Genomic DNA, 18,934 nt, shown 5'->3' on the forward strand with positions numbered 1-18,934 from the left:
ACGACCGTTGAGGGGCGGGTGTCACCATGGCTATTAGCGTCTTTGATCTGTTTCGGATAGGCATTGGCCCATCCAGCTCGCATACCGTGGGGCCCATGCGCGCGGCGCGGGATTTCGTGATGGCGTTGCCGGAAGCGCCAGTGTCACGGCTGGTGGTGCGGCTGCACGGGTCGTTGGCCGCGACTGGGGTAGGCCACGGCACCGACAATGCGGTGGTGATGGGCCTGATGGGTGAAATGCCCGAGTCCATCGAGCCCGACAGCATTGCCGGACGCCTGGCGGCGCTGGACGACGGGACGCCACTGACGCTGCCCAATGGGCATTCGCTGCCCTTCGACCGTGCGCGAGACATCGAGTGGGACGAGACCTGTCTGGCCTTTCATCCCAATGCCATGGTGATCACGGCCTACCAGCAAGAGCGGGTCATCGCGACCAACACTTACTACTCGCTGGGCGGCGGCTTCTATGTGGACCAGGCCTGTGCCGATCAGGGCGGGCTGGATGAGGACAAGACGGCGCTGCCTTATCCGTTCGAATCGGGTAACGAGCTATTGGCACTGTGCCAGGCGAATGATTTGCGTATCAGCCAGCTGATGCTGGAAAACGAGAAAGCCTGGCGCAGCGAAGACACCATCCGTACCGAACTGCTGAAGATCTGGCACGCCATGCGTGACAGTATCGAGAACGGATTGAAAGCCACCGGTCGGTTGCCCGGTGGGCTGAACGTGCGCCGTCGCGCCAACGCCCTGCATCAGCAACTGCTTTCGCCGCCCGCCCAGCAGCGCCTGATCGTCAGCAGTTTCAGCGTGATGGATTGGGTCAACCTGTTTGCGCTAGCAGTGAACGAAGAGAATGCCGCTGGTAAGCGGATGGTGACCGCGCCTACCAACGGTGCCGCGGGTATCGTGCCCGCCGTGCTGGCGTACTATCTAAAGTTCGAGCCGGACGCCTGCGATGCCGATGTAGTGAATTTTTTGCTGACTGCCGGTGCCATGGGCATTCTATGCAAAAAGAACGCTTCAATTTCCGGCGCTGAAGTGGGGTGCCAAGGGGAGGTGGGCTCTGCCTGCGCCATGGCCGCGGCCGGGCTGGCCGAAGTGCTGGGCGGTACGCCCAAGCAGGTAGAAAACGCCGCGGAAATTGGCCTGGAACACAACTTAGGGCTCACCTGCGACCCGGTGGCAGGGTTGGTGCAGGTACCCTGTATTGAGCGCAACGCCATTGCCTCGGTGAAGGCGATCAATGCCGCACGCATGGCGCTGCACGGTGACGGCGACCACTTCGTCTCGCTGGATAAAGTGATCCGCACCATGCGCGATACCGGGCGCGATATGCAGGATAAGTACAAAGAGACCTCGAAAGGTGGTCTCGCAGTCAATACCATCGAATGCTAATGAGCGGGTAACAGAGTGTCGATATGGTCGACCAAATGGTCGACCAACTGACGAATCTTGGGCGATAAGTGGCGGTGGCGAGGGTACACCGCCCACACCGCCGTGTCGTGGTGTTGGAATGGCTCCAGCACCGACACTAACTCTCCACTGGCCAGATAAGGCGCCACGTAGTAATCCGGCAGCTGGGCGAGCCCCAGCCCTTTGAGGGCGGCATCCAGCAGGGCAGGCCCCGAGTTGCTGCTCCAGCACCCCTCTACCTTGACCTCTCGCCGCTGACCGTGCACTTCGAACAGCCAGTTGGGGCGCGACCCCAGCAGGCAGCGGTGTTGGCTCAGCTCGCCCAGCGTGTGGGGACGGGGCGCCTGACGAAAATAGGCCTGTGAGCCCACCACGTATTCGCGGCGTCCGCACAGCCGCCGGGCAATCAGGCTGGAGTCTTTCAACACCCCCATGCGAATGGCGATGTCGAAACCCTCTTCGATCAACTCCACCGGGCGATTGGTGAAGTGCATGTGTACTTCGAGCTGAGGGTGCAGGCGCTGGAAGTCATTGACTAGCGGGGCAACGTAGCGCTCGCCGAAAGTCGTTGCCGAGGTCAGTTTTAGTAGCCCATGGGGTTTGGCCTGCAGCTCGCTGATCGCCTGCTCGGCATCACGCAGCCCATCGAACAAATGGCGGCAGTGCTCCGCGTACAAGGCCCCCGCATCGGTCAGCCGAATCTGCCGCGTGGTGCGGTAGAGTAGCTGCACGCCTAGCTGGTTCTCTAGCTGACTGACCAAACGGCTGATATGCGAGGTAGAGACTTTGAGGTGTCGAGCGGCGGCGGAAAAGGTGCCCAGCCTGACCACCTCGACGAAAGCTTCGATACGATCCCAGCGCTGCATGCGTCGCCCTTCAGTGGATGGATTATTGCTCAGTAGCAATAATCTTGTGAGTGTATCCCGCTTTATCTTTCTCGCCTAGCTGACCTACACTTCAGGTCTCTCTCGCGTTTTCATGGAGTGTTTGATGATGTCGATGATCTCTTCACGCTGGCCACGGCGTGCATTGGTCCCACTCTGGGCCAGGTCGAGCAGAACTTACGCGCGTCGGGCTATGCACCGGAACAGGTCGATACGATCTTGATGACCCACCTGCACCCGGACCATGTGTGCGGTTTGGTGGATGAGAACGGTGAGGCGGTCTATCCCAATGCCGAGCTGCGCGCCAGCGAAGGCGACGCTGACTTCTGGTTGGACGAAGAGCGCTCTCAAGCGCTTCCAGAGGAGGAGCGTGCCTTCTTTACCATGGCGCAAGAGGCCGTGGCGCCCTATCAAGAGGCTGGCCGATTCAGCCCCTTTGCGTCGGGCGATGAGCTGCTGATGGGCATCGTTGCGCGGGATACTCACGGCCATACGCCGGGCCATGCGAGCTTTATGCTCAATAGTGGTGACGACGCCATGTTGGTATGGGGCGATGTCGTCCACAGCTACGGCGTGCAGTTTGCTGACCCAAGCGTTGCCATCGAATTCGATTCCGACCCCGAGCAAGCGGTACACACACGTGAAGCGGTGCTGGAGAGAGCGGTCGATGAGAAGCACTGGGTGGCCGGTGCTCACATGCCGTTCCCGGGCATCGGTCACATCGTCGAAGACGAAGAAGGCTACCGCTGGCTGCCCATTGAGTTTGCGCCTATCGCCCGCGATAGCGAGTAATCCACACCCTTGGTAAGTCGAGTGCGCCACGGCGTGCTCGCTTACAGACATTTAAACGATAGTCAATAAACTTTAGCTAGGAGTGACCATGAAATCACGTGCTGCGGTTGCATTAGAAGCGGGTAAGCCGCTTGAGCTGGTTGAGATTGATGTTGAAGGCCCGAAGGCGGGAGAAGTGCTGGTGAAAATGGCCGCCACCAGCGTGTGTCACACAGACGCCTTTACGCTGTCCGGTGCCGACCCTGAGGGCAACTTTCCAGCCGTACTGGGCCACGAGGGCGCGGGCGTTGTTCAAGAAGTAGGCGAAGGTGTTACCAGCGTGAAACCTGGTGACCACGTTATTCCGCTCTACACCGCCGAGTGCGGCAAGTGTAAATTCTGCCTCTCAGGTAAAACCAACCTCTGTGGTAGCGTACGTGCGACCCAAGGTAAAGGTGTCATGCCAGACGGCACATCACGCTTCTCGCTAGACGGCAAAATGCTGCACCACTACATGGGCACCTCCACGTTTAGTGAGTACACCGTGTTGCCGGAAGTGTCGCTGGCGGTGGTCTCCAAAGAAGCGCCGATGGATAAAATCTGCCTGCTGGGCTGCGGTGTTACCACGGGTATTGGTGCCGTTATGAATACCGCGAAAGTAGAGCCCGGCTCTACCGTTGCCGTGTTCGGCTTGGGTGCCATTGGCTTGGCGGTGATTCAGGGGGCGGTGATGGCGAAAGCTTCTAAAATCATCGCGATTGATGTCAATCCAGACAAATTTGTGCTGGCCAAGCAGTTCGGCGCGACTGATTTCGTCAACCCCAAAGATTACAGTGACCCGATCCAGCAGGTCATCGTTGATATGACCGATGGCGGCGTCGACTACTCGTTTGAGTGTATCGGCAACGTCAACGTGATGCGTTCAGCGCTTGAGTGCTGCCACAAAGGCTGGGGTGAATCGATCATTGTTGGCGTGGCAGGCGCAGGCGAAGAGATCTCAACCCGTCCCTTCCAGCTGGTGACAGGCCGCGTTTGGAAAGGCTCGGCGTTCGGTGGTGTGAAAGGCCGTAGCGAGCTGCCGGGCTATGTGGATCGCTATATGAATGGCGAGCTCAACATCGACGACTTTATCACCCACGATATGCCGTTTGAGAAGATCAACGAAGCTTTCGATCTGCTCCATGAAGGCAAGAGCATTCGTACCGTCCTGCATTACTGAGTATCATCTAGCGAAAGAAACCAGATAAACGAACGCGGTAGGGGAGACCCGCCGCGTTTTCATCTTCTGAAGGAGCCTGCCCCATGAGCATGAGTGAAACCTTAGAACTGGTGTCGGCCAACCGCAGCTGCGGCGGTTGGCACAAGCGCTACCGCCACTACTCCCGGGCGCTGGATTGCGACATGGTCTTCGCCGTGTACCTGCCACCCCAGGCAGAAAACGAGCGTGTTCCGCTGTTATGGTGGCTATCGGGCCTGACCTGCAACGACGAAAACTTTATGCAGAAGGCTGGCGCGCACCGCATTGCCGCCGAATTAGGCGTGGCGATTATCTGTCCGGATACCAGCCCGCGTGGCACCGATCTCCCCGGCGAGCACGATAGCTATGACCTTGGCTCCGGGGCGGGTTTCTACGTGAACGCCACCCAGGCGCCGTGGAAATCCAACTACCGTATGTACGATTACGTGATTGAAGAGTTACCGTCGGTGGTGCGCCAGCACTTCCCCGTTAATGGGCGCGAATCTATCAGCGGTCACTCCATGGGTGGCCATGGGGCGCTGATTCTTGCCCTGCGCCATCCTGGCCGGTTCCGTTCGGTCTCCGCCTTTGCGCCGATTGTGAACCCCATGAACTGCCCCTGGGGGCAAAAAGCGTTCACCAGCTATCTGGGTGATGACCAGTCCCGCTGGCGCCAGTACGACGCCTGCGAGCTAGTGGCCAACGGGGCGTCCCGCCAGCGGCTGTTTATCGACCAAGGCGAAGCGGACCAGTTCTTGGAAGAGCAGCTGATGCCCGAGCGTTTGGAAGCCGTGTGTGAAGAGCATGACCACCCGCTGACGCTGCGTCGCCAGCCAGGTTATGACCACAGCTACTTCTTTATCGCCTCGTTCATTGAGGACCATTTGCGCTATCATGCGGAACACCTCATGAAACGCTAAGGATTCCGAGATGCTCAATCGCGCGCTGCGCCGTTTTCTTCGTCTGTTATGGCGTCTTATCTGGCGTGGTGCGCTTGGCTTCGTGGTGCTCTCCGTTGCCCTGGTGCTGCTATTTCGCTTTGTTCCGCCACCGGGCTCCATGGTGATGGTTGAACGTAAGGTGCAAAGCTGGATAAACAGCGAACCGGTTGATATTCAGCGCCAGTGGCGTAGTTGGGAGAATCTCTCGAATAACGCCAAGCTGGCGGTGATTGCCGCCGAGGACCAACGCTTCCCGATTCATCGAGGTTTCGATGTGGTAGAGCTGCGTCGTGCCTGGGAGGCCAGCCGCGATGGCTCGAGGCTGCGGGGGGCCAGTACGCTCAGCCAGCAAACGGCCAAGAACGTTTTCCTATGGAGTGGGCGCAGCTGGCTGCGCAAAGGGCTGGAGGCTTGGTTCACCCTGCTGATCGAAACCTTCTGGAGCAAGCAGCGGATTCTGGAGGTGTACCTGAACGTGGCCGAGTGGGATACCGGGGTGTTTGGGCTGGAAGCTGCCGCCGACCACTACTTTGGTGCTTCCGGAAGTGCCTTGACCGAGAGGCAGGCAAGCCTGCTAGCCGCCATTTTACCCAATCCTCGGAATCGCAGTGCCTCTAGGCCCGACGCCCAGGTAGAGCGTCGCAGCCAATGGATTCGCCAGCAAATGCGTAATTTAGGCGGCACTTCCTTTCTTGAACGGCTTTAATCGTTCACAACTAACGAACCATCTGATTTTGCGCGGGGTACCCGGTACTTCTAGTGCCGGGAGGGATAGCGCGTCGCCCTCAGGGCGACTGAGTTACGCCACCGCCTGTCCCGCTCCTCCTGTTAGGTTGGTGAAGGGTGTGACGTAGTAGCCGTAGCCATCACTCCGTTGGATGAGGGTGCAGTATTTGTACGAGATATCAGACACCGTGCCCGCTGAACGTTGAATGTTGAAGCTCCCTCGCTTACGAACGGCGACACGGCCCGTATAGGTGCCAGCCTTCTTGCCGGTGGGTACTATCGCACGCACCATGTCGCCGGTTTGAAAGCCGTGCACCTGCTTCTGCCGCATCAGATAGCCACGCGGAAACCCGTGTTTCGTTAAGCGGGTGCGCTGGTAGCTGCCGCGCCCCATCGCCTTGATCGTCAGTGTCGGCACTGTCCAGTCATGCAGTTTCTCGAAAGCCCCGACACAAGCGGCGTCCAAGGCATGCGTCTTGGGGATGTTGAGGCGCTGTCGGTTGTATTTGGTGTGGCCACCGCTGCTCACAGCGACCGGTAAATCCGTGGTTTTGAGCGCGGAGAACAGCGCCCAGCGGGTCGCATTGACCGCACTGGCATCGCGCATCGGTTGCTTGAGCTGGCGCTGTACGCGATCTAAACGAGCGTCAGCGGCGTGGCCATTGGCTTTGAGGCGCTTTTTCAGGCCTTTGTTGGTGGCGAAAAAATCGGTCAGTGTCTGGCTATCTTTCTCGGCATTACAGGGATGGCAACTCAGCGTCAAATTGCTGACACGATTCGAGCCGCCGCGTGAACGCGGCACCACATGCTCGATTTCCAGCGGCGTGTCGCCGGTGCCACAGTAGGCACACTCACGCTCCCATTTTTCCAGCAGGTACTCGCGTACTTCGTAGCCCAACAGCGTGCCTTGCTGGTACTCCACGCCGCTGATCTCGGGGTTTTCTAGCTTCTGCGTGTCAAAGCGCACCAACTCTTGGCTGATGGCTGTTACAGGAGCCAAACGACTCAACCGTTTCACCCAGGCCGTGACGGTATCGACACGATGCTGCAGCGACGGTGCCAGCCAGCCCTTAGGTTTGGTGCGATTATTGAAGCGCGGGGCGCGGTAGCGCAGGTTGGCACTGCGGCGGCGACGCCGAAAAGCCGCTCGTTGCTGTAATGCCTTTTTGATCTGAAGGCCGCGATGGACCAGTTCAAACAGGCACAGCATATGCCGCTGCTGACTGTCCGGTTCGCGCATCAGCGCCAGCCCGGTCGTTTTGCTGCCAGGGTCGATGCCCAGGCGAAGCGGTTGCGTCTCGCCACCGACGCGATCCTTGAGCCGAATCGTGAACGGGTAACGCTTATGCACCACGGCACGACCACGCGCCAGCAGCAACCGAGCGCGTTTTTCACTGCACGGCATCAGCGGTTGCTTCTTTTTGTCCAGTACGAAAATCGCCATGCGATTTCCTCCTAATCAATGCCCTTACGGGCCTTGTGTCGCAGGGCTTGCGCCCCGTCTCCCCTCGGGAATGTCGATAACCGGCTCCTGCCTTGTGGCAGCGGTCAAGACCTTCGGCGTTTTACCTTGCGCCAGCATGATCTTGACCTTTCAGAGCCACGGACTGAGGAAGCATCCGTGGGTGAGTCTTGGCGACCTGTTACCAACGTAGCGGCTGTACCGCCCGCTTACCCTGGTCAACTAGGCTTGCTTTCACAAGCCTCCGGCTTCAGCCGGAGGTAATTGACAGGTTTTTCTAGTCATACTTTTCCAGCGCCACGGTGGGCAGTTTGCCCACCTCTGGGCGGGCAAAGTAATAGCCTTGCTGCACGGCAATACCCAGCGCCAACAGGCAGCGCGACTCTTCACGGGTCTCGACACCCTCCGCCACTAGCTGGGTGCCCAGGGTGCGGGCCAGTGCCACCATGCTTTTCAGAATGGCTTGGCGGCGGCTATTGCTATCGCACTCCATCACCAGTTCGCGGTCGATTTTTAGCGTATCGGGGTGAAGGTCCGTCAGTAGGTCCAAGTTCGCGTAGCCGTTGCCGAAATCATCCAGCGACGTAGTAAAGCCCATACGGCGATAGCTGTCGATAATTGAGCGCATATGGGCACGATCCACTACGCGCTCGGTTTCAGTAATTTCAAAATTGAGCCGCTCAGTTGGCCAGCCGACCCGGCGTGATGTCTCTAGCGTCGATTGAATGCAGGCTTCCGGCTCGTACACAGCATTAGGCAGAAAGTTAATCGAAAGCCGTTCAGTCATGCCCAGCTCGCTGGCAAGTTCGATTGCCTTTACCCGGCAAGCTTGATCAAAGCGGTACATTAGCTCATCGGTCACTTGACTGAGGATCGAAAAGGCCGACTCTCCGTTTATGCCACGCACTAATGCTTCGTAATAAACCACCTGCCGCTGAGTCACATCTACTATCGGTTGAAAAGCCATCGTAAACGCAAAGGGAACTGGGGTATCGCATCGGTTGCAAGCGCCGTCGACCCTGGCGCAGTGAGGTTGTGCAGTCATTTTTTCCAAGCCCTGGAAGATTCGTTTTTTTCGTATCGAATTATGTCGTCGAGGGGCGTACCACCATGACCACGCCGATAATGGCAATGACCATGCCTGCCAATCCCAGCAGCGGCAAACGCTCATCGAATAGCCACCACGCCTGAAGTGCCGTGACTGGAGGCACCAGATAAAAGAGACTCGCTACACGAGAAGCCTCCCCCTTCTTTATCAAGGCCATTAATAGCAGGATAGCGGCAATTGATAGAATCAGCACGAGCCAGCCAAGCGTTAGAATAAACGTCATACTCCACTCAACTTCCCGGCTTTCAAACAGCAGTGCGCCAAACCCTAAGAGCACACCAGCTGCCATGTACTGAATCACCGCGCCGGACAGCAAGGGCATACTGGTGCAGTAGCGCTTTTGATACAGCGTGCCGAGGGAAATACCTGCCAGCGCTGCCATCACGCTAATCAGTGCCCCTGCACCAAAACCGCTAAACAGGGTACTGCCCAGCTCCAATTTACTGCCTAATACCAAGCTAATGCCGATTAAGCCCAATAATAGGCCTAGCCACTGCTGTTTAGTGAGCCGTTCGCCTAGCAGTGGGCCAGCACAGGCGGCCGTTAATAGCGGCTGAAGGCCGACGAGCAGAGCAGTCAAGCCCGCTGGCATGCCCAAATAAATGCCGTAAAACACACCCCCTAAATAGGTGCCATGGACCAGCAAACCCGATACCGCAATGTGTTTCCATAACCTGGGTGATGAAGGCCAGGAAATACGCATCAGCCACGTCAGTGGAATCAGTAGCATTAGCGTGAGTACAAAACGGATAAATAAGAAGGTGAATGGCTCGGCGTAGGGGAGGCCAAATTTTGCGCCAATAAAGCCAGTACTCCACAACAGAACGAACAGGCCTGGCATGGCAGTCAAACCAAGAGAGGCGGCGTCCTTATCTGTTAACTTTCTGAAATTAATAGACATAATCTTCCTGAAGTAGCATGATTCGTGAGTTGGATGACTTACGCTTTGTTCTTTTTGTTACTGAGTTTTACATAAAAGATTGAACCAGCGCCCAAACGACGCGTCACACTGGGCACATTCATAACGCGTCAATGAGGTTTCTTACCATGCAACGTATGACTGCTCTGTTCTCTGCTGCACTTCTTGCGACGGGTCTGATGGCGGGCACCGCTCACGCCCAACAAGCCGACGGTCAAGCGCAAGACCCAATGGCTACTCAACAAGCCCCGACTCAGGATTTTTCTGATCAGCAGCTACAGCAGTTCGCCGATGCTTCTCAAGAAATCGCCGTGATCTCGCAAGAGTACACCCAGCGTCTGCAGGAAGCAGAAGACGAAGCCACACAACAGGAAGTTCGCGCTGAAGCTAACGACCGCATGATCGAAGTCGTCGAAGATAGCGGCTTGGATGTCGATACGTTCAATGCAATCGGTCAGTCCATTCAGCAAGATCCAGAAATGATGCAGCGCGTTCAAGAGATGGCTAACCAGCCATAAGCGCCATTTCTTAAGTGATTCATCTAAGGCTATGCCGATAGTGACAGATTTTCCTTAACGTGCGAAGTAACTGTCACGCCGCAAGCCGACCAAAGCCCAACGTACATGCGTTGGGCTTTTTTATTAGTCACCATTATTTATCACTACGTTTTCATTCCCCAAGGGTTGTCGATATTGGTTGTTCAAGACAAACTTAGCCCAGGATTGGTTGCCGGATAGCCAGCTAAAGAGACAAAGCGCCCAGCAGGAGAGCGTATGGACGTCGAGTTATTAGAAATACGCCAGCACATGGGGCAGTTTCCCCCGTTTGATGGTTTGTCGGATGAACTGCTGGACGCGATTGCCGAGCAGGTAGAGGTAAGCTACTTCAAAACGGGCAGCGATATTCTGGAGCTCAACGATACCCTCGACGAGCTTTGCTACATCCGCAGCGGCGCAGTTGAAGTCTATCGCCGCCAAGGGGAGCTCTATAACCGCCTAGGCGAGGGGGATATCTTTGGCCACTTTAGCCTGCTGCGTAACCATAAGGTCCGCTTTCCCGCCAAAGCTATTGAAGATACCTTGATTTACTTTATTCCCAATGAGGTATTTCAACGGCTATGCGAAGAGGATGATGACTTCGCTGACTTCGTCGAGTTGGAGCGTCCTCGGTTAGAGACCGCCGCCGAGCAGCAGAAGAAGTCTAACGACATGATGGTGACCCGTATTCGTAAGCTGGTCACCCGTTACCCGGTGATGGTCGAATCCACCACCAGCGTACAACAGGCGGCCAAGCAGATTAGCGATGCCCAGGCCTCTGCGGTGCTGGTGATTAATGAAGGTAGCGATAACCCCCGCTACAGCTTCCAGGATAGCGAAGGCAAAACCTGGCAGGTGTGCGGCATTCTCACCGATAGCGATTTCCGCACGCGGGTCGTGGCCGAGGGGCTATCGCCCAGCACCCCTGTGGGAGAGGTCATCTCCGAGCGGCTGATTACCGTCCAGTCCGATGCATCCGTGTATGAAGCGATGCTGACCATGCTGCGTAGCAACGTGCATCACCTGCCGGTGCTTTACCGCCAGCGCCCGGTGGGGGTCGTGCACCTTTCCGATATTATTCGCTATGAAACCCAGAGCGGTCTTTATCTGGTGAGCAATATCTTCAACCAGTCCAGCGCCCAGGGGCTTGCCAAGCTAGCGCCAGACGTACGCGCCGCCTTTGTGCGGATGGTACAGGAGGGGGCCAACTCACAAATGGTGGGCAGTGCGCTTTCCACTATTGGGCGTAGCTTTACTCGACGGTTGTTAGAACTGGCAGAAGATACCCTTGGGCCGCCGCCAGTGCCTTATTGCTACATGGTCAATGGCTCCATGGCGCGTAATGAGCAGAGCATTGTCACCGACCAGGATAATGCGCTGATTCTCTCTGATGACTTCGTCCCCGAAGAGCACGACGAGTACTTCCATGCCCTGGCGGCGTTCGTCAGCGATGGCTTGGCCGCCTGTGGCTACACCTATTGCAAGGGCGATGTGATGGCGACCAATCGCCAGTGGCGTCAGCCGCTGTCGGTATGGAAACGCTACTTCCAGGACTGGATGGCGAACCCAACGCCCGAGAAGCTGCTGCACAGCTCGATATTTTTTGATCTGGATAGCGTCTATGGGGAAGACCTGTTCGTTGAAACGTTGCAGGATTTGATTGCCCAAACCGCTCCCAAGTCGCCGTTGTTCTTAGCCGCTATGGCACGTAATGCGCTCAACCGCACGCCGCCATTAGGCTTTTTCCGCACGTTTGTGATGGAAAAAGATGGCAAGCACAATAACTCCATCAACCTAAAGCGGCGCGGAACGGCACCGATGGTGGATTTGATTCGCGTGCATGCATTGGCCTGCGGTTCCAAAGCGCAAAACTCCTTCCAGCGCTTGGACGACATCAGCAAAACCCAGTTGCTGGCGACCGGTGTCAGCGACAAGCTGAACTATGCGTTCGAGTTTTTGTGCATGTCGCGGATACGCCATCAAATGATCGACCTGCAGGAGGAGCGTGAGCCGGATAACAACATCGAGCCCGAAAACGTGGAAGATAGCGAACGCCATACCCTGAAAGACGCTTTTCAGGTGCTGAGCAATGCCCAGAAGTTTTTGAAGTTCCGCTATCCCGTTCCCACCCAACGGCAGGGGCGCTGATATGCACGGCATACGACCGCGCCAAAAAGTTACTCAGGCCGACTGGGCGAGTTATATGGAAGCCCGCGCTGAGCGAGCTCAAGATGAGATGTTGAAGCGCTTTTTCAACACGCCCATGCCTGATCCTGATACGCCCTTGTCAGAAGTGCCCATGGTGGCGCTGGATATGGAAACCACCGGACTCGATGAGCGACGCCATGCGATCGTCAGCATTGGCGTCGTGCCGTTTACGTTAGGGCGTATATCCATGGCTCAGCGCCGTTACTGGGTCGTGAAGCCGCCCAGACCGCTGGATGAAGCGTCGATTGCTTACCATCACATCACGCATTCTGAAATTGCTGATGCGCCAGACTTGGATAGCGTGCTGGATGAACTGTTAGCGGAGTTGGCAGGGCGGGTAGTGGTGGTTCACTTTCGCAATATTGAGCGGCCCTTTCTTGATGCAGCGGTGAAAGCGCGGCGGGGTGAGGGGGTGCTGTTTCCGATGATTGATACGATGTCATTGGAAGCGCGGTGGCATCGACAAACACTGTGGGCGCGCTTTCGCCGCTGGCTGGGGCGTCCGCCGGTATCGATTCGCCTCAACGCCAGCCGCGAGCGCTACGGCTTACCCGTTTACCAAGGCCACCATGCGCTCATTGATGCTCTTGCCACTGCCGAGCTTTTGCAGGCGCAAATCGCCAATCGCTATAGCCCTGAGACGCCTTTAAAAGCGCTGTGGTGTTAGCGCTCGCACCTTCTTTGCATAATAAAACGGGCAGCCCTTGGGCTGCCCGTTGACGTCTTGCCGAGTTGAAGCTGTTACTTACACTGCTTTGGGTTCGCTCATCAAGCCTTTGATGATGGCGTAGCAGGCCACCAGTAGAATGATGGTGAACGGGAAGCCGGTCGACACGGCCATGGTTTGCAGCGCGGTCAAACCGCCCCCCAGCAGCAGTGCAATGGCAATCGCGCCTTCGATGATCGCCCAGAACACACGCTGCGGTTTCGGTGCATCGACCTTGCCACCTGCGGTAATGGAGTCGATGACCAGCGAGCCAGAATCCGACGAGGTCACGAAGAAGATGATGACTAGCAGAATCGCAATGAACGAGGTGATCTGTGACAGCGGCAGTTGCTCGAGCATGATGAACAGCTGCAAGTCCACGCCTGCGTCGCGCACGGCCTCGATGCCTTGGCTGACGTACTGATCGATGGCGGTGCCACCGAAGGTCGTCATCCACAGTACCGAAACGACAGACGGCACGATCAGCACGGAGATCAGGAACTCACGTACGGTACGGCCGCGGGATACCCGGGCAATGAACATGCCGACGTACGGAGACCATGAGATCCACCATGCCCAGTAGAAGGCCGTCCAGCCTTGGCTAAAGTTCGCGTCTTCACGGCCAAAGGGGTTCGACAGCGCCGGCAGATGAACCACGTAGCTCAATAGGTTCTCGAAAAAGCCGGTCGCGATCAGCAGCGTCGGGCCGACACCGATCACGAAGAACAGCAGCGCGGCAGCCATGGCGATGTTGATTTTCGACAGCAGCTGTACGCCCTTGTCGACACCGGCAACGATCGAGCCAGTCGCTATTATCGTGATACCGATGATGAGCAGAATCATCGTGATATCACTTTCCGGCGCGCCAAACAGATAGGTCAAGCCAGCAGCGGCCTGGGTAGCACCCAGCCCCAGTGACGTGGCCAGACCAAACAGCGTGGCAAACACCGCCAGAATGTCGATCAAGTGGCCCGGCCAACCCCAAACGCGTTCACCCAGTAGCGGGTAGAACACCGAGCGCATGGAGAGCGGCAAGCCTTTGTTGAACGAGAATAGCGCCAATGACAGAGCCACCACGGCATAAATCGCCCACGGATGCAGACCCCAGTGGAAGATCGTTGCCGCCATGCCCAGCGCCGCTGCGCCTGCCGTATCGCCCTCAGCGCCAGCCAGCGGTGCCCAGTCGCCACCATCCAAAGAGGTGCCGAAGTGGGTCAGCGGCTCATTGACGCCAAAGAACATCAGCCCAATGCCCATACCGGCGGCGAACAGCATCGAAAACCAGCCGGCATAGGTAAAGTCCGGCTTGGCATCTGCCCCGCCAATGCGGATTTTACCCAGGGGAGAGACGATCAAACCCAGGCAAAGAATGACGAAGATATTGGCGGCCAAAATGAAGAACCAAGCCAGATTGCCGGTCAGGAAGCCAAAAACGGCGTCGTAGATCGGCGAAATCGTATCTTGCAGTGCCAAGGTGAGTATGACGAACAGCAGCACCACGAGTGACGAAATGGTGAATACCTTGCCGTGTAGGTCAAGGTTGAAGCCCATTGCACTCGTCGTAATGTTGTCTTGGCCGATCACATAATCGGTATCGATCAGGTTAGCCGGGCCATCAGGGGCGGGGATGCCTTCTGATACCGGCTCATCAGCGGGACGCTTAGAGTCAGGATTATCCACGGGAGCCTCTCCATGTCGGACAGAAACCGCCAAACGCACCTGGATGGACCAGCAGTTACCTTCTGGCCAATCACCAATGCGTTAGCAGGCGTGTATTACATCAGTAACAGTAGCAAACGTTGCTTAATCTTTGTTCAACGCGCGGGCACATTAGCACGAAAAAACGTCACATTTACAACGACGACAGAGGGCCGAAGCCCTCTGTCATTTAACGCTCGGGGCAGAGTATGACTAGCCGTTGAGCCACTGCTCGACCACGTCTTGATTCTCTTCTACCCACTGCTTGGCATTTTCGTAGGGGTCGCTGCCATCTTCTTGGTTCATCAGCATCACCTCGCCCATCTGCTCGGGCGTCCACTCGAAGGCATCCAGAATGGCGTAGGCTTCTGGCATGTCTTCTTCCAGACCGCTACGTACGACGGTATGGATCTGCTCGGCACCGCCGTAGACGTTTTCTGGGTCTTCGAGGTATTTCAGATCGAACCGAGCAAACATCCAATGCGGCGTCCAGCCAGTGACGACCACATCTTCTTCGTTTTGGATGGCGCTGGCCAAAGCAGCCGTCATGGTGGCGCCGCTGCCGCTGCGCAGGTTCAGCCCGAGGTCATAGGTATCCACGACCTCTTCGGTGAGTGCCATCAGGCCGGCACCGGGGTCAATACCGATGATCTCGCCGTTGAAGCTGTCGGCGTTGTCGTTCAGATCGGCGATGGAGTCCACGTCGGTGTACTCAGGTACGACCAAGCCGAGTTTGGTGCCATCCAGATTGGGGCCTAAGTCTTCGGTATTGTCACTGACACGCTCCATGTAGTCTGCGTGAGTGGTGGGCAGCCAGGCGGCGACGATGGCATCGGCATCACCCGTGGAGAGGGCTTGGAACATGGCCGCTGCGGACAGCGAGGTCAGTTCCACCTCGAACCCTGCCTGCTCGAGAACCGCAGCAATAACGTTAGTGGAAGCGACTTCAGAGGACCACTCGACATAGGCCAAGTTGACCGTGCCTTGATCTTGGGCGTGGGCCATGCTACCGGCAGCGAGACCTGTGCCAGCGAAGAGGGCTAATGAGGCGAGACGGATGCGGTGATTCAACGTACGAGTTTTCATTCACTTGCTCCCTGTTGTTGGGCAGTGGCGCTCGCCACTGCAGTATAAATAGTGTGTTGTGGTTTAACGTAAATTACCTTTTGGTGCTTTCAGCATGGTCAATCATCACGGAGGGATCAAATGCCATGGCCAACGCAGCGCCAAGATCGGCTATGAGCGGCGCGATTTGCGCAGCGACTGCGTCAGACGATCCAGCAGCATGGCTAGAATGACCACGGCAATCCCGGCTTCGAAGCCATCCCCTGGACGCAAACGCTGAATGGCTCGCCAGACTTCGCTACCCAAACCATCGGCGCCGATCATGGCGGCAATGACCACCATCGACAGTGCCAGCATGATGGTTTGGTTGATGCCCGCCATCACCGTGGGCAGCGACAGCGGCAACTGCACTTTGAACAGTTTTTGGCCTCGCGTGGCACCGTAGGCGTCGGCAGCTTCGATGAGTTCGGTCGGCACTTGGCGGATGCCCAGTGTGGTAAAGCGAATGGCGGGCGGCATGGAGAAGATGACCGTGGCAAAAATCGCCGACACCGAGCCAATGCCGAAAAACGGGATGGCAGGGATCAGGTACACGAACGCGGGCATGGTCTGCATGAAGTCCAGCACGGGCATGATCAGCCGGTAGAGTCGCTCGGAAAGCGCCGCGGCGATGCCTACGGGCAGCGCGATGACCACCGCCACCAGTGTGGCAATCACCACCAGCGTCAGCGTCTCGATCATGGGGTTCCAAAGCCCTAGGTTCCAGATCAAAGCCAGCCCGGCAACCGCACCAATGGCCAGGCGAGTGCTGGCGAGTTTCCAGCACAGCAGTGCAATAATCGCCAGTAGCGCCCACTCGGGCAGCCACATTAGGCCATCGTTGAGGCTGTTGATCCCCGTCTGTGTCACGCGGGAAATGCCGCGGGTAACCACCGAATATTCACTTGTCAGCCACGTCAGGCCGCTTTCGATCCAGCTACCTAAAGGAATGCGTGTTATCTCCATTACTGTTCTCCTGCTCGTGCCAGTTCATCCAGGACTGCGCCTTTCACTACAACGCCCAGCAGGCGTTGCTGCTCATCCACCACGGCAATCGGGTAACTCTTTTCGCTAAACATGGCGAAGAGGTTTTGCAGCGGCTCGTCTGGCGGCACTTTGCGGAAATCTTGAGTCAGATGGCCGGTAATGGTCTCGGCTTTTGCCTCAATGGCGCGGCTGGCAGCGTCCGCTTCCAGCAGGCCTAACAACTGACGGTCACGGTCTGTGACGTAGATGGAGTCAATGCTGTGATCCCGCATCCTATGCAGCGCTGTACGTGGGCCATCGCTGTCGCGTGCGGTGGTGCGTACCGGGCGCATGGCGCTCTCGGCGGTCAGAATGCGCGAGCGGTCCACCCCTTCAATAAAGCGGCGGACGTAGTCATCGGCGGGCTTGGTCAGAATCTCTTCTGGCGTGCCAATTTGTACGACTTCACCATCTTTCAGCAGCACGATGCGGTCGCCGATATTGAGCGCTTCATCGAGGTCGTGGGTGATGAAGACGGTGGTCTTCTGCATTTTGCTTTGCAGCTGCAGTAGCTCTTGCTGCATATCCTTACGGATCAGCGGGTCGAGGGCCGAGAACGCCTCGTCCATTAAGAGCACGCTGGCATCGTTCGCCAGGGCGCGAGCAAGCCCAACGCGTTGCTGCATACCACCTGATAGTTGATTGGGGTAGGCGTCTTCCCAGCCTTCTAAGCCCACCTGCTTCAGCGCGTTATGAGCAATCGACTGGCGCTCCGATTTTTCGACGCCGCGAATTTCCAGGCCGAACTCGGCATTCTGTTGAACTGTGCGATGGGGGAAAAGCGCGAAGTTTTGAAAGACCATCGAGAAATGACGGCGGCGGCACTCCAGCAGCGCTTTTTCACCCAACGTGGGGATGTTCTCTCCGTCGATGATGATCTCGCCTTCGGTAGTATCGATCAGGCGATTCAAACAGCGAATCAGCGTGGATTTACCCGAGCCAGACAGGCCCATGATGACTAGTAGTTCACCTTCGTAGACGTCGAAGGAGATATCGGAAAGGCCGAGGGTTTGGCCGGTTTTTTCGAGAATCTCAGGGCGTTTGAGGCCCTGGTCGCGTAACTCGAGGGCTTTTTTGGGCTGTTTGCCAAAGACCTTGCTCAAGCCGCGTACCTGAATTTTGACAGGGCGTGTCTCGTCCATCAGCGGTGCCTTTTGATTGAATGAGCAGCCTTGTGTCGTTACTCGATGCGCTTACCTGCGGCATTTACGTGCTCCCTGCAAGCAGCGACACAAAACGGTTCATAAGTAGAAGGTTGGGTTATGTTTAATGAATTATTAAAAATTATTATACATAAATGGACGGGATGTGTCACAACGCGCCCGCCAGCCAGGCCATATTACGCCACATGTGCCATTTTGAACCCCCGTCCATGACCCTGTCGTGACAGCGAACGGTGGCTGTGATTTTTCAATAAGCTATTGTTTTTTTTTAAATATAAATGTATTTTTTTAATGTTGGCATGAAGTGTGAATGTACCTTTTTAGAAAAGCTTGGCAAGTGACGCAAGCACGTTAGTCGAAAAAGGAGGCAATCTTTATGGATAAACAAGTGAGCCAATCGCGCAAGCGTCCACGTGTGCTGATACTGTGCATGTTAGCCGCAACCGTCAGCACCTTGGCCCTGGCGGGGTGTGGCAACGGCGAAGATGAAATGCCCCCGGCGCAGCAACCTGACACCATGGAGCAGGATGCGACGACCACGACGGCTCCGGCTACCGGGAACGAGCCTACCATGGCAGACGAGCTGATGAATGAAGACCCAGGCTTGGGCGAAGATCCCGCGGCGACGCAAGAGCCAATGCCGGGTGAGAATACGCAAACGGGCGCTGTCAACGATCCTGAAGAGAATCCTGGTTTCGGTGAAGGCACCGATCCCATGCCCGGTGCTAGCGAGACCACTACCGACGACGTTAACAGTACCGATGATGAAGACGACATGACTAACGGCCAATAGCCGTCAACGCTCCCTACGATGGTAAGCCGGCCCAGCTGTCTGTTCCCTGCGGCTGCTCCACACGGTTTATCATCCTTTCGCCCCCGCGCCCGCGGGGGCTTTTTTTTTTTTGCTGTGCGCCAGGCACGGCGCGTAGCGCCTTGATAGGCGCTGTTCCTGGGGGTGGTGCCTCAGGATGACTTGGGGGTGAAAGTCCCCTGCACGCCCGGTAAGGGGAAGTGCTAGCCGACGGCAAGGGTG

The 18,934-nt window shown here is 56.9% G+C and carries 17 protein-coding genes; 9 read left to right on the forward strand and 8 right to left on the reverse strand.

Going from position 1 to position 18,934, the window contains the following annotated elements; translation table 11 throughout:
* The first annotated feature begins 26 nt into the window (after positions 1 to 26).
* On the forward strand, positions 27 to 1,394 hold the full coding sequence (locus NH344_RS10405; RefSeq protein WP_253027880.1) for an L-serine ammonia-lyase: 1,368 nt from the start codon (positions 27 to 29) through the stop codon (positions 1,392 to 1,394).
* Here the strand turns inward: NH344_RS10405 and NH344_RS10410 are convergent.
* The gene (locus NH344_RS10410) at positions 1,391 to 2,278 is read right to left on the reverse strand and encodes a LysR family transcriptional regulator (protein ID WP_054641524.1); all 888 of its coding nucleotides are present in this window, start codon (positions 2,276 to 2,278) and stop codon (positions 1,391 to 1,393) included. The two genes, NH344_RS10405 and NH344_RS10410, sit on opposite strands and share 4 nt — an antisense overlap.
* A 117-nt stretch (positions 2,279 to 2,395) precedes the next feature.
* Here NH344_RS10410 and NH344_RS10415 point away from each other — a divergent pair, with 117 nt between their 5' ends.
* From NH344_RS10415 to mtgA, 4 genes are all read left to right on the forward strand, one after another.
* Complete coding sequence (locus NH344_RS10415) at positions 2,396 to 3,088, forward strand: MBL fold metallo-hydrolase (RefSeq protein WP_253027881.1); 693 nt, start codon at positions 2,396 to 2,398, stop codon at positions 3,086 to 3,088.
* A gap of 88 nt (positions 3,089 to 3,176) precedes the next feature.
* A complete protein-coding gene (locus tag NH344_RS10420) occupies positions 3,177 to 4,286 on the forward strand; it encodes an S-(hydroxymethyl)glutathione dehydrogenase/class III alcohol dehydrogenase (protein ID WP_058577505.1) in 1,110 nt (369 codons plus the stop codon).
* Between the two features lie 83 nt (positions 4,287 to 4,369).
* Positions 4,370 to 5,224, forward strand: coding sequence for an S-formylglutathione hydrolase (fghA, locus tag NH344_RS10425; protein WP_062373955.1), 855 nt, complete (start codon positions 4,370 to 4,372; stop codon positions 5,222 to 5,224).
* A gap of 10 nt (positions 5,225 to 5,234) precedes the next feature.
* Positions 5,235 to 5,951 carry a monofunctional biosynthetic peptidoglycan transglycosylase gene (gene mtgA / locus NH344_RS10430; RefSeq protein ID WP_253027882.1) on the forward strand — a complete coding sequence of 239 codons (717 nt, stop codon included), beginning with the start codon at positions 5,235 to 5,237 and terminating at the stop codon, positions 5,949 to 5,951.
* A 93-nt stretch (positions 5,952 to 6,044) separates the two neighbouring features.
* On the opposite strand, the gene iscB is transcribed toward mtgA, so the two are convergent.
* The 3 genes from iscB to NH344_RS10445 all read right to left on the reverse strand — a co-directional run bounded on the left by iscB (position 6,045) and on the right by NH344_RS10445 (position 9,442).
* Positions 6,045 to 7,415 (reverse strand): RNA-guided endonuclease IscB, encoded by a 1,371-nt coding sequence (gene iscB, locus NH344_RS10435; protein ID WP_137093540.1) that lies wholly within the window; start codon positions 7,413 to 7,415, stop codon positions 6,045 to 6,047.
* Between the two features lie 295 nt (positions 7,416 to 7,710).
* The gene (locus NH344_RS10440) at positions 7,711 to 8,400 is read right to left on the reverse strand and encodes an EAL domain-containing protein (protein ID WP_044630695.1); all 690 of its coding nucleotides are present in this window, start codon (positions 8,398 to 8,400) and stop codon (positions 7,711 to 7,713) included.
* A gap of 118 nt (positions 8,401 to 8,518) precedes the next feature.
* On the reverse strand, positions 8,519 to 9,442 hold the full coding sequence (locus NH344_RS10445) for a DMT family transporter (protein WP_137093538.1): 924 nt from the start codon (positions 9,440 to 9,442) through the stop codon (positions 8,519 to 8,521).
* Between the two features lie 146 nt (positions 9,443 to 9,588).
* Between NH344_RS10445 and NH344_RS10450 the strand changes: the two genes are divergently transcribed.
* The 3 genes from NH344_RS10450 (at position 9,589) to NH344_RS10460 (ending at position 12,871) form a co-directional block, all read left to right on the forward strand.
* Positions 9,589 to 9,978: a DUF4168 domain-containing protein gene (locus NH344_RS10450; protein WP_044630697.1), complete on the forward strand. Its 390-nt coding sequence runs from the start codon at positions 9,589 to 9,591 to the stop codon at positions 9,976 to 9,978.
* A gap of 255 nt (positions 9,979 to 10,233) precedes the next feature.
* Positions 10,234 to 12,144, forward strand: a complete 1,911-nt coding sequence (locus NH344_RS10455; RefSeq protein ID WP_253027883.1) for a DUF294 nucleotidyltransferase-like domain-containing protein — start codon at positions 10,234 to 10,236, stop codon at positions 12,142 to 12,144.
* A 1-nt stretch (position 12,145) separates the two neighbouring features.
* Positions 12,146 to 12,871 carry a 3'-5' exonuclease gene (locus NH344_RS10460; RefSeq protein WP_253027884.1) on the forward strand — a complete coding sequence of 242 codons (726 nt, stop codon included), beginning with the start codon at positions 12,146 to 12,148 and terminating at the stop codon, positions 12,869 to 12,871.
* A 78-nt stretch (positions 12,872 to 12,949) separates the two neighbouring features.
* Here NH344_RS10460 and NH344_RS10465 read toward each other — a convergent pair whose 3' ends face one another.
* From NH344_RS10465 to NH344_RS10480, 4 genes are all read right to left on the reverse strand, one after another.
* Positions 12,950 to 14,590, reverse strand: a complete 1,641-nt coding sequence (locus NH344_RS10465) for a BCCT family transporter (protein ID WP_253027885.1) — start codon at positions 14,588 to 14,590, stop codon at positions 12,950 to 12,952.
* A 231-nt stretch (positions 14,591 to 14,821) separates the two neighbouring features.
* Positions 14,822 to 15,694 carry a glycine betaine ABC transporter substrate-binding protein gene (locus NH344_RS10470; protein WP_044630701.1) on the reverse strand — a complete coding sequence of 291 codons (873 nt, stop codon included), beginning with the start codon at positions 15,692 to 15,694 and terminating at the stop codon, positions 14,822 to 14,824.
* A gap of 150 nt (positions 15,695 to 15,844) precedes the next feature.
* Positions 15,845 to 16,678, reverse strand: coding sequence for a proline/glycine betaine ABC transporter permease (locus NH344_RS10475; RefSeq protein ID WP_062362947.1), 834 nt, complete (start codon positions 16,676 to 16,678; stop codon positions 15,845 to 15,847).
* Complete coding sequence (locus NH344_RS10480; RefSeq protein WP_213262113.1) at positions 16,678 to 17,880, reverse strand: glycine betaine/L-proline ABC transporter ATP-binding protein; 1,203 nt, start codon at positions 17,878 to 17,880, stop codon at positions 16,678 to 16,680. Before NH344_RS10480 ends, NH344_RS10475 begins: the two co-directional genes overlap by 1 nt.
* A gap of 397 nt (positions 17,881 to 18,277) precedes the next feature.
* Between NH344_RS10480 and NH344_RS10485 the strand changes: the two genes are divergently transcribed.
* A complete protein-coding gene (locus tag NH344_RS10485) occupies positions 18,278 to 18,694 on the forward strand; it encodes a hypothetical protein (protein ID WP_137093535.1) in 417 nt (138 codons plus the stop codon).
* Positions 18,695 to 18,934: the final 240 nt, after the last annotated feature.

The sequence above is a fragment of the Halomonas sp. Ps84H-12 genome, from assembly GCF_024124725.1.
In the GTDB taxonomy this organism is placed as follows: Bacteria; Pseudomonadota; Gammaproteobacteria; order Pseudomonadales; family Halomonadaceae; genus Vreelandella; species Vreelandella aquamarina.